The 12,221-nt window shown below is 30.0% G+C and carries 9 protein-coding genes; 1 reads left to right on the forward strand and 8 read right to left on the reverse strand.

Going from position 1 to position 12,221, the window contains the following annotated elements:
* The first annotated feature begins 385 nt into the window (after positions 1-385).
* Complete coding sequence (locus P4S50_RS13135; protein WP_277731252.1) at positions 386-1,810, forward strand: alanine/glycine:cation symporter family protein; 1,425 nt, start codon at positions 386-388, stop codon at positions 1,808-1,810.
* 206 nt (positions 1,811-2,016) lie between these two features.
* Here P4S50_RS13135 and hpdA read toward each other — a convergent pair whose 3' ends face one another.
* From hpdA to P4S50_RS13175, 8 genes are all read right to left on the reverse strand, one after another.
* Positions 2,017-2,955: a 4-hydroxyphenylacetate decarboxylase activase gene (gene hpdA, locus P4S50_RS13140; protein WP_277731253.1), complete on the reverse strand. Its 939-nt coding sequence runs from the start codon at positions 2,953-2,955 to the stop codon at positions 2,017-2,019.
* A 27-nt stretch (positions 2,956-2,982) separates the two neighbouring features.
* Positions 2,983-3,243 (reverse strand): 4-hydroxyphenylacetate decarboxylase small subunit, encoded by a 261-nt coding sequence (hpdC, locus tag P4S50_RS13145; protein WP_277731254.1) that lies wholly within the window; start codon positions 3,241-3,243, stop codon positions 2,983-2,985.
* 4 nt (positions 3,244-3,247) lie between these two features.
* Positions 3,248-5,959 carry a 4-hydroxyphenylacetate decarboxylase large subunit gene (gene hpdB / locus P4S50_RS13150; protein ID WP_277731255.1) on the reverse strand — a complete coding sequence of 904 codons (2,712 nt, stop codon included), beginning with the start codon at positions 5,957-5,959 and terminating at the stop codon, positions 3,248-3,250.
* A 180-nt stretch (positions 5,960-6,139) separates the two neighbouring features.
* Positions 6,140-6,904: a glutamate racemase gene (gene murI / locus P4S50_RS13155; protein ID WP_277731256.1), complete on the reverse strand. Its 765-nt coding sequence runs from the start codon at positions 6,902-6,904 to the stop codon at positions 6,140-6,142.
* A 114-nt stretch (positions 6,905-7,018) separates the two neighbouring features.
* The gene (locus tag P4S50_RS13160) at positions 7,019-7,639 is read right to left on the reverse strand and encodes a GntR family transcriptional regulator (RefSeq protein ID WP_277731257.1); all 621 of its coding nucleotides are present in this window, start codon (positions 7,637-7,639) and stop codon (positions 7,019-7,021) included.
* 20 nt (positions 7,640-7,659) lie between these two features.
* A complete protein-coding gene (locus tag P4S50_RS13165; protein ID WP_277731258.1) occupies positions 7,660-8,598 on the reverse strand; it encodes a DMT family transporter in 939 nt (312 codons plus the stop codon).
* A 372-nt stretch (positions 8,599-8,970) separates the two neighbouring features.
* Entirely contained in the window at positions 8,971-11,226 is a 2,256-nt protein-coding gene (locus tag P4S50_RS13170) for an ATP-dependent Clp protease ATP-binding subunit (protein ID WP_277731259.1), read from the reverse strand.
* Positions 11,227-11,297: 71 nt separating this feature from the next.
* Entirely contained in the window at positions 11,298-12,212 is a 915-nt protein-coding gene (locus tag P4S50_RS13175; RefSeq protein ID WP_277731260.1) for an alpha/beta hydrolase, read from the reverse strand.
* Positions 12,213-12,221: the final 9 nt, after the last annotated feature.

The raw sequence follows: 12,221 nt of genomic DNA on the forward strand, positions 1-12,221 counted from the left end.
TAATTTTTACAACCTTCTCTAATAAAATTTTTATGAATAATTTATTTTTATCAATTCATAAATCATCAACTTTTTTCACTTTAAAACACTGCTAAAAAACCTATATCACAACCCAAATTTCATTTTATATGCAATAATTGTAATCATCACAAGTACCTTTTCAACCAAAGGTTCATTTTTTGTAAAATTCAGAATAAAAAGAAATTTGATATCGCATTTGTTTTTTGGTACAATTGTTTCAATTGATGTTAAACTAAATTTCATTATATTTTAAACTCAAATTTTATTTAGACTAAATAATATAAAGCTAAATTCAATAAAAGCTAAATTTTATCAGAAAGCAATAATACTATTTTAAAAATTTTTAGTAAAGGAAAGTGATAGCATGTTGAGTATTTTAGAAAAAATAGTTTCCGTAGGAAACACTATACTTTGGCAATACGTTCTTATAGTTTTACTTATTTCAATGGGTCTTTATTTTACATTTAAGTCTAACTTTGTTCAGTTTAAATTTTTAGGAGAAATGTTCAAACTATTAGGAGATGGAGCTAGTAATTCATCTGACAAAAAACATGGTGTTTCTTCATTTCAAGCGTTTTGTATAAGTACAGCTTCTAGAGTTGGTACTGGTAACTTAGCTGGTGTTGCATTAGCTATTTCTATAGGTGGTCCTGGTGCTGTATTCTGGATGTGGCTTATAGCATTAATAGGTGCTGCGTCAAGTTTTGTTGAAAGTACTTTAGCTCAAATTTATAAAGTTAAAGATAAAAGCGGATACCGCGGTGGTCCAGCTTATTATATGGAAAAAGCCTTAAATAAAAGATGGATGGGAGTTTTATTTTCAATATTAATAACTCTATGTTTCGGTCTTGTTTTCAACGCAGTACAGTCAAACACTATTTCACTTGCTTTTGAAGAAGCATTTGGATTAAATAGAATGATAATGGGATTAACTTTAGCTACAGTTACAGCAATTATAATATTCGGCGGAGTTACAAGAATTGCAAAGGTTGCAGAGTTAATAGTTCCTGTAATGGCTGTGGCTTATATCTTCGTTGCTATATTTGTAATTATCAAAAACATAACTTTAGTACCATCAATATTCTCACTTATTTTAAGCAGCGCATTTGGTATGAAAGCTGCTGTAGGTGGTGGAATTGGTGCTGCCCTAATGCAAGGTATTAAAAGAGGTCTTTTCTCTAATGAAGCCGGTATGGGATCTGCTCCAAATGCAGCTGCAACAGCACATGTATCTCATCCAGTTAAACAAGGTTTAATTCAAACTCTTGGAGTATTTACTGATACACTTTTAATATGTAGTTCAACTGCATTTATAATACTTCTTTCTGGTGCTTATTCAACAGAAGGTTTAACTGGTATACAACTTACACAAACTGCTTTAAGTTCTCAGGTAGGTTCTTGGGGAAATACTTTTATAGCTGCTTGTATTTTACTATTTGCATTCAGTTCTATAATAGGTAATTACTACTACGGAGAAACTAATATAGAGTTTATAAACACTAAGAAAATTTATTTATTAATATACAGATTATCAGTTGTAGGTATGGTTGTATTTGGTTCAGTTGCTAAAGTTCAAATAGTTTGGGATATGGCAGACTTATTCATGGGCCTAATGGCGCTAATAAATCTAATAGCTATTTCTCAACTTGGTAAAATAGCATTTGCAGCATTAAAGGATTACGCTGCTCAAAAGAAAGAAGGAAAAGATCCAGTATTTTATTCAGATAGTATAGAAGGTCTAAATAATCTAGAATGTTGGGAGTCTTCAACAGAAGCTAAAAAAGCTTAATATATTTAAAATGTTATAAAGGGAGTATGATAATAGAAATTAATTTCTATTATCATACTCCCTTTTTTATTTTATCCTGAATCTAAAAGTTCTAAGTCTGCATCCTCTTAAGGCTGGAATAATAACTCTACATTTTCTGGATTAAGGTTCACTTTATAGGGCTCATGGCTTTTAAATTATGAATGTTATTTATGAAAAAAATAATCTTAAAATGCAGTATCATGACCTATATAGCAAGCTATATTATTCTCTAAGAATAAATCCTGTATTTCTTCTAATTTTTTAACTGGTGTACTTTCTTCATATTTGTATTTATATTCATTCCCCAATTGTTTCCATTTTGATTCTCCCAATCTGTGAAATGGAAGTATGTTTATTTCAACTAAATCATTTTTTTTCATAAAAGAGATAGTATCAACTATATTTTGATATGTATCATTAAAATCTCTTATTACAGGCATTCTTAGAACTATCCTTTTACCCGAACTCGCAATTGATTCTATATTTTCCAATATTAAATCATTGTAAACTCCAGTCTTTTGTTTATGTTTTTCTCTATCCATATGTTTTAAATCAATAAATGCAAAGTCTATATACTTCATCGCTTCTAAAAAAGTTTTATTATCTATATATGCTGTAGTTTCTATTGCTGTATGAAAATAATTTTTCTTACATTCTATTAAAGTATTTATTAAAAATTCACTTTGATAAAACGGTTCTCCTCCACTAAATGTAACTCCGCCATTACTACTCCAAGAATGATTATCTCTAGTGAGTATTTTTATTAATTCTTGTATTTCATATTCTCTACCACATACTTTTAATGCATTATAATAACACGCTTTGCTACATTCAAATGTTTTGCAATTTTTACATATTTCCCAGTTTAATTGTGGCTTATTATTTTCATCAAAACTCAAACCTCCATATAAACACTTATTCCTACATATATTGCATCCTTTTTCATATTTACAAGTACCTTCACTAAACATAATATGCTGTTCTTTCTTCCAGCTTTCTGGATTAGCACACCATTCACATTTCAAAGGGCATCCACTCATAAAAACAGTTGTCCTACAACCAGGTCCATCATGTACTGAAAAACTCTGTATATCAAATAGCATTCCTTTCATGTCATTATTCATCTCAAAGTCCCCCATTACCTTCTTTTATTATTTAAATTTATGTCCCTTACATGTTGTTGCATTTAAATCTCCAAAAGTCCAATCATCTTTTTCAAGTCCTGTACATATTCCTAAATTATCTTCCTTTGTTTCTTGAAAATGTTCACAATTTTTACACTTAGGAACAAGTTCCAATCTATTACATACATCACTATCTATATTGACTATTTCATTCGTTATCCTACAAATCCCCTTCGCTGCATCAATAGGTGAACAATTTAAACAATCATTGTGTTTTAATTTTTCCATAATTCTACACCCCCTCATATTCTGTTCTTGCTATAACTTCATCTTGTATAGGTTTTCCTATTTCGCACCAATATTGAGTGAATCCAGCAACCCTTACCATAAGATCTCTATATTTCTCTGGATTTTCCTGAGCATTCTTTAATACTTTAGAATCTACGATGTTATATTGTATATGAAATCCGCCTTTTCTCATATACGCTCTTGTTAAATCTAATAAGTTTTTAGTTCCCTGCATTCCTTTTAGCGCACTTGGATGTATCTTTAAGTTCATTTGAGAATTTTGAGATGTTGAATGATCCCAAACTGTTGCTGATTCAAATAAAGCATATGGTCCGTTTTTGTCCGTTCCAGGATATGCTGACATAGAACCATCTGCATAAGTTGTTCCTGCAAGCCTTCCATCTGGTGTTGCAAGAGTTGCTCCACCTTGTGCTCCATGAGTAGAAACTGATATTTGACATGCATACATAGGTTTTCCATATAAAGATTCTACTCCATGGCACATTTCACAGAACCACTCTTCATATTCTCTTAAAATATCATCTACATATAAATCTGCATTACCATATTTAGGAGCAGTTAAGCACATTCCATATATATCATCATATTTACCACTCATATCTTCTCTTTCTTGATCAGCAAGAGAATAACTTCCTATTTCATCCGCTTTTTTAAATCCAAAATTATTAATTATAGCATCCTTCATTTCTTCAACAGTATATTTTTTATCATCGTATACAATCTTTTTAAAACCTGCTAATGAATTAACCATAGTAACCGTTCCACAACTCTCTACATTAAATGTTGCATTATATCTATATCCTAAGTTTCCAATATGCTGTCCTGTTGAAAGACAATCTGGTTTTAAGAAAGAGTTGACTACTGACATATTTTGTTTACGCCATATATCATGCTGTATATTATTAGTTTTTGCAAGTACATCTACTGATTTTTCATAGTACTCCTTGAATGTATCAAATAATTCTTCATAAGTTTCAAGTTTTTTATTATGAGGCTTTAATACTTGAATACCCGTTCTATGGTCTTTTCCGTTCATTAATACTAATTCCAATACTTTAGGATTTGCAACAAAGTGAACACCTACACTTGTTGGATGACCTGCTCCGCCTGGTATTTCATATTTTTTACCGTTTAAAACAACTTCCTTCCAAGTACACGGAGAAGTTTCAAGACATCCACCTATTGCAACAGATCTCGCTTCTTCTATTGTCATTCCTTCTTCTGAGTATTGATTCATTAAAAATTCAATAGCACCTCTATTATTCATCCAAGCTGGATATCCTGCACCTGTTTTATCACATTCTACACATTTTAATAAGAATTTTTCAGGTAATTTCTCATCATATAAAACTGATAACGTAGGTTGCGGTGTTTCACAAGTCATTCCAGCTTCTACTATAAGCATTTCTAATTCATTTGTAGCACTTTGTCCCTTTCTTGTAAGTCCTCCAATAGTTAAGTTATTAAATGTATTTCCAGATAAAACTCCACCAACAACACCAGTAGATGCAAAACAATCTATAGCTGTTATTTTTATTCTGTAAAGTTCCATAAGCTCCAGCACTTCTTCTTTTGTAATTCTTCCAGCTTTTATATCTTGTTCATACCAAGGATATAATATTTGTCCAAGTCTTCCTATTGAAAGACCTGATATAGCATCTTCATTAAGTACTGCAATATGAAGAGTATATGTTACTTGAAGTGCTTCTCTAAAACTACGAGGCTGATTATGAGCAATCCATTCTAGGCACTCAGCTATTTCTGTATATTCTTTCTTTTGAACTTCATCATTTGAAATCTTTTCAAGTTGTCTTGCATGTTTTGCATAGTTTAATATCCAATTTTGAATACCTTCTATTATATGAATTACAGCTTCATAAAAATAAAGTCTATCCATTCCTATTATTCCATCACCATCAGCTTTTCCTGCAACTTCATCTTTACATTCCTTTGCCATTTCTATTAATCCATCAAAGCCATATTGTAGTGGATAATAATAGTTTATTACTTCTCTTCCTTGCGGAAGAGTAAATCCTGAATCAAACATACACACAAGACTTTTCATTATATTTTCTTTGACTTCATAATCAGGAACCATTTTTTCATATTTTCGTCCCAAATCTTCTACCGATTTTCCTACCCACTCATTTGCTATCTTTAATAATACTGGTATTTCTTCTTTTCTCATTCCAAACTTACCTGCAATAGATACTACATTCCCAAAGCTTTTAGTAACATTTCCTCCACCTTGTCCAAATTCACTTAATTCATCAGCACTTTCGCTTGGTGATTCTTTAAGTTCATTTTGATTAGCTACGAAGAATCCTTCTGACAGCCATGGCATAGGGAATGAACCTCTATAATTATAAGTCTTTTGCATAACTAACTTTTCGCCAGGTATAATATTTGGTGTCAAATGCGAAAATGCTTCTTTTAAAGCTCTAGCTCTTCTAACTACAGTCACTTCACCATCTAGTTCTTTCCATTTACGGTTATACCAATATGGAAATTCTATATCCGTTGTCGAAAGAGTATTATAGTATATATCTCTTAATTTTTTAGCTCTATCAGTAGGCTCTTTTTTTATTTCTCTATCTACCATATCATCTGGAGCATTTCCTCCCGATTGATAGTTTATTGATAATCCCTTTGAAGCTAAAATATCCTCTAACTTCATTTTTCTACTCTGATCCATATAAACTAGCTCCCCCTTTTTATAATAAGTAACTTTGAAACCTACATAAGTATTTCAATTTCTGTATTGCAAAACCCTTTTCAATTATTGTAAAATTTAGGTATACTCTGTCGATACATATAACAAGAGCTGTCTTAAGATGATTTAAAAATCATCTTAAGACAGCTCTTATTTATCACTCTATATATTCAATAATTTATAAGATAGTTCTATTTTAGATTCATCTTCTGATGAATTTACAACCTCTACACAACCATTTGTATCATTATTAGATAGCATATCCATGCTAGATAGAATTGTTTTTAGATTGTGTGCGGTTCCATATCCACCATCTATAAGTTTCACATTCTCACCTAACGCCTTTTTTATGGCATTCCTTAAAAATATGTAGTGTGTACATCCAAGTACAATTGAAGATATTTCATTTATATTAATATCTTTAAATAACTCTTTTATAGATTCTTCTGCTTCTACTCCTTGTGTAATACCACTTTCTACTACCGTTACAAGTCTAGGAGCTGGAATTTTAAGAATTTCAGCCTCACCTCTATACTGGTTCATAAGTGAATTGAATTTTTTTTCTTTCAAAGTCACTTCTGTAGCTAAAACTACAATTTTTCCACTTTCATACATTTGAACAGCAGGTTTTAAAGCAGGTTCAATCCCTATAATAGGTATTTTATACCTACTTCTGAATTTATCTACAACAGCACTAGTTGCTGTATTACAAGCTATTACTATAGATTTAACACCTCTATTTACAAAGTAGTCACCTATCTCAAGACATATTTTTTCTAATTCTTCTTTAGTTTTTTTGCCATAAGGTATATTCTTAGAATCACCGTAGTATATATAATCTTCATTGGGCATAAGTTTCTTTATTTCTCTTAAGACACTAATACCACCCATACCCGAATCAAACACACCTATAGGTAGATTTTTCATTATATCACCCCCTAAAATTCACCAACATATTATATCACAATTCAGTTTATACGAGAACTAATAATTGTAATAGTTTATATTTTATAAGTCGGAATATAAGGTTTACTTTGTTTATTAAATTTTTAGATATTCATTTATTTTATCAGTAACACCTAAGTCTCCCACTATTATCAAGCTATCATCTACCTTAAATTGAAGATTAGGACCAGGAGATAAAATCATATCCCCATTTCTTAAAACACCTAGTATAGTAGCACCAGTATTTTCCCATATTTTGCATTCTCCTATAGTCTTTCCTATAATATGATATTCTTCTTTCAATTGAATTTGCATAGGATCTATTATGTCTGATCTTTTAAATTTATATAAGTCTATAATTTTTTCCATAGTTTCCTGTATTTTTTTTTCTATTTCTTTTTTTTCATCCATAAAATTTTTAAGTTTCTGTCTTAAATCGCTTATTGTCTCTTCACTATTTCTAAAACTTTGAATAACTTCTCCAGCTTTATATTTTGATAATACAATTATTCCACTACCCTTACTAACCCTAACTACTTCCCTATCTTCTAAAACTTTCATAGCTTTTCTTATAGTTTCAGGAGATACATTGTATTCAGAAGCTAGTATCGACCTTCCTCTTAATTTTTCTCCTTCATGTATGCTTCCTTTATAAATACGAGTAGCTACATCAAGTGCTATTTTTATATATCTAGGAATCGAAATACGTTCACTCATAATATATTCCCCCTGCTGTATTATTTTGAATCAATCTTATATGATTTCTTATTTACTCTTCTAGATTTTATCATTTTTAAAATATCATAATATGATATTTTTAAATTAACTACATAAACAGATAATACTATTAGTATTACCCCTATCATTTGATTTTTACTTATCGTTTCATTAAATATAAAATATCCTCCTAAAACAGTTACAACAGGTGCAAAATTTAAATATAGAGTTGTAACTGTAGAACCAAGATTTTCTAAAGCATACATATACAAAACGTATGAAATAGCAGAGCAAAGTATTGCAAGATATAAAAAGTTGTATATTACAACGTCGTTTATCAAATGCCAATTGTTATTTTCAAACAATGCAAATGGAATCAATACCGCAGTCCCAAATACTATTTGATAAAATACAATAGCCAATTGTGAGTATTTTTCAAATAACTCTTTGGTTGCATAGTTATAAAACACCCATGAAAAAACAGCTCCAAACATGAATATGTATCCTAATAATTCATTTGATTCTAATCTTATATTTCCCCCAATTATGAAATATATTCCAAATATAGATAATAAAACTCCTATAACATTATTAAAACTTAGCTTATTTTTTAATATAATACTATCAACTATTAAAGAAAATATAGGTATAGTTCCTATTATCAAAGATGCCTGCGATGAACTTATATATTTGACTCCATAATTTTCAAAGCAATAATATATGGCAACCCCAACAATACCAGCCATAGACATACACTTTACATCTTCTCTTTGAAGCTTAGTCTCTGGTTCCTTTATCTTCATTACCACGAACAATATAATTGATGCAATCAAAAACCTAAGTGTTGCAAGTGTCATAGGTCCAAATACATTTAAAGTTATCTTTATGCTTAAAAAAGATAGTCCCCACATAGTAACAGTTAAAATTATTGCGATAATCGAATAAATTTTAGTTTTCATAAATCCCCCTTCTTTTACCCTCATTAATTTAAAGAGATTCAAGTTCAAGTATATTACTTTATAGTATATGTGTAAAGGTTATTGATATTAGTTTTTATATATTTAAAAATATTTCCTGCTCATTATAAAAAAATTACGCTTATCGAAATGTTAGATACTTTTGATTAACATTTTACTATTAAACTTAGATTGTGCTGTTAAAATAGCCGTTAAGAAAGTTCGTTGTCTGACCAACAGGAGTTTAGAACTTTTAAGATATTTTATAAAGCATAATCTTTAGTTTTATTAAAATGTTAATTAAGTATCGTTATTTCGGTGAGCGTAATTTTTAGCTTAACCATCTAAATTTAGTTATTAATCTCAAGTCTCTTGTTAGCTTATATATATTTTTCCATCTTTCATTTCTATGTTTATACAAGCACCTTCATTTAATTCACCTTTAAGATATTTTTCTGCTATATCATCTTCTATATACTTTTGAATAGTTCTTCTTAAAGGTCTAGCTCCATACTTGTCATCATATCCTTTTTTAAGTATAAAGTCTTTAACCTCATCAGAAATACTTATACTCATATCCTTTTCCTTAGCTTCTTCAACTACCTCAGTTATCATCAATTCTACTATTTGAGATAATTCCTCCTTATCAAGCTTAGTAAACACTATAGTCTCATCTATTCTATTTAAAAATTCTGGTCTAAATATCTTCTTTAAAGCATCATTAACTCTATTCTCAAGTTCATCATAGCCATCATTATTAAATCCTATAGAACTTGTTTTAAAGTTAGTTCCAGCATTAGAAGTCATTATTATAACACTATTTTCAAAGAATACAGTTCTACCTTGACTATCAGTAAGTCTTCCATCTTCAAGTATTTGAAGTAACATATTAAATACATCTTGATGAGCCTTTTCTATTTCATCTAAAAGTATAACAGAATAAGGTTTTCTTCTTATTTTTTCTGTTAATTGTCCACCTTGATCATACCCAACATATCCTGGAGGAGCTCCTATTAATTTTGAAACCGTATGTTTTTCCATATATTCTGACATGTCTATTCTTATAAGAGATTCCTCACTTCCAAATAGTTCCACTGCCAACGTTTTTACAAGCTCAGTTTTACCAACCCCAGTAGGTCCTACAAATATGAATGATGATGGTTTTTTCTTTTTTCTAAATCCAGAGCGATTACGTCTTATAGCCTTTGATATGCTTGTAATAGCATTGTGCTGACCTATTACTCTTTTATGAAGTCTATTTTCTAAATTCAATAGTTTAGTAGCCTCTGATTGAGTAATCTTTTGAACTGGTATCTTAGTCCAAGACTCTATAACAAAAGCGACATCCTCTACTGTAATCTCTGTATCTGAACACGTTTGTTCTATATTTTTAATATCTTCTTCTATCTTACATTCCTTCATCTTACACTCTGCTGCTTTTTCATAATCATTGCTATTTGATGCTTCTTCTCTTTCTATTTGAACCTTTTCTAATTCTTCTTTTAAAGCTTGTATCTCTATAAGTCCTTGATTCTTTAAATTAGCTCTTGAACCAACCTCATCTATTATGTCTATAGCTTTATCAGGTAAAAATCTATCTGTTATGTACCTCTTTGATAGATTCGTTGCTGCAACTATTACTTCATCAGATATTTTAACATTATGATAATCCTCATAATATCCTTTTATACCTTTTAAAATTTCTATAGTCTCATCAACAGTAGGCTCCTCAACTAATACAGGCTGAAATCTTCTTTCAAGAGCTGCATCCTTTTCTATATGTTTTTTATATTCTTCAAGAGTTGTAGCTCCTATTAATTGAATTTCTCCTTTAGCAAGTGATGGCTTCAATATGTTTGCAGCATTCATTGCTCCACCTTGGACTTCACCTGCACCCATAATATTATGTATCTCATCTATCACTAGTATAACATTCTCATTTTCTTTTGCTTCCTTTATTATGTTTTTCATTCTACCTTCAAATTGACCTCTAAACTGAGTTCCAGCAATAACAGCAGTTAAATCTAGAAGATATATCTGAGCATCAAATAATTTTGCTGGAACCTCTTTTTGAACTATTCTAACTGCAAGCCCCTCGGCTATAGCAGTTTTACCAACTCCAGGCTCTCCTATTAATATAGGATTATTTTTATTTCTTCTATTTAATATCTGTATTGCTCTATCTATTTCTCTATTTCTTCCAATTATTCTATCAACTTCATTATTTTTTGCTTTTTCAGTTAAGTTAGTTCCATATTGTCTAAGATGTTTATCCTTTTGTTTTTTCTTTTTATTTTTTTTACCTGTTTTTTCATTAGAATCTTCTTCAATGTCTATGTCTTCTTTATCTTCTTCATTTTTCGGCATTGCACTGTTCATCATCTTCGAGAACATACTACTTTCATCCAAATCATCTAAATCCATGCCCTCTATTACTGAATTCATCTGTCCTGTTAAATTTTCTATATCTTCTTCATTCATCCCAGTTTGTTGCATTAACTGATCTATTATTGGAAGACCGCTTTTTTTAGCACATTCTATACATAAGCCTTTCATCTCTGATTTACCATTTTCAACCGTAGATGTAAATACAACGGCTATATTCTTATTACACTTTGAACATAATTTCATACCACATCATCTCCATCACTAATACTAAAATAATAATTATATTTTATAATATATATTTTTATCCATCAATACTATATGTTTCCTATCCATCTAATTATATATTCATACACTTCATATCTATTTAATTCATTTAACATTTCATGCCTTCCATTTTCATATATCTTTAAATCTATATTTTCAATACCTGCTCTTTTATATGCATTATATAGTTTTACTACATCCTTTGAATTGGATCCAACCATATCTTTATCTCCTGAAAATATTAATACAGGCATTTTTTTTGGTATCTTATTTATATTATCTCTGTTTATAGTTAATTTAACTCCTTTTAACAAATTAACATACAGCCCTCCACTACATACAAATCCACATAAACTGTCTTTAGTATATTCATCCACCTTATCTTCATCTGAAGATAACCAATCAAACTCTGTGTTATTAGGATAAAAAGATTTATTGTAGTTTCCAAAAGTCAATTTATCCATAAGGTATGCTTTTTTATTATACCCATATATACTTGCATATATTTTAGATATCATATATCCAATATTTCTTTTTACAAAATTACCTCCTATTGTTGTTCCAGATAAAATAACAGCGCTAAATTCCTCTGGAAATTCCTGAATACAAGTTCTAGCTAATAAAGATCCCATACTATGTCCAAGTAATATAAGAGGTTTATTATTCTCTTTTTTTATATAATCTATTATATTCTTTATATCACTTACTATTTTATCCCATCCATTTTCATCAAAATGACCTAATTGATTGTGTTCTATTCCTGTTTTACCATGCCCTCTATGATCACACCCATATACAATATATCCATTCTTATTTAATAACCTACTAAACTCATCATATTTTAAAGAATGTTCAGCCATTCCATGAAGTATCAAAATACAACCTCTGGATTTTTCTACATCTGCCCACTTATGAACAGTAATACTAACCCCATCATCGCTTTTGACCTTAAATTCCTCAACCATAATATCACC

The organism is Tepidibacter hydrothermalis (assembly GCF_029542625.1).
GTDB lineage: Bacteria > Bacillota > Clostridia > Peptostreptococcales > Peptostreptococcaceae > Tepidibacter_A > Tepidibacter_A hydrothermalis.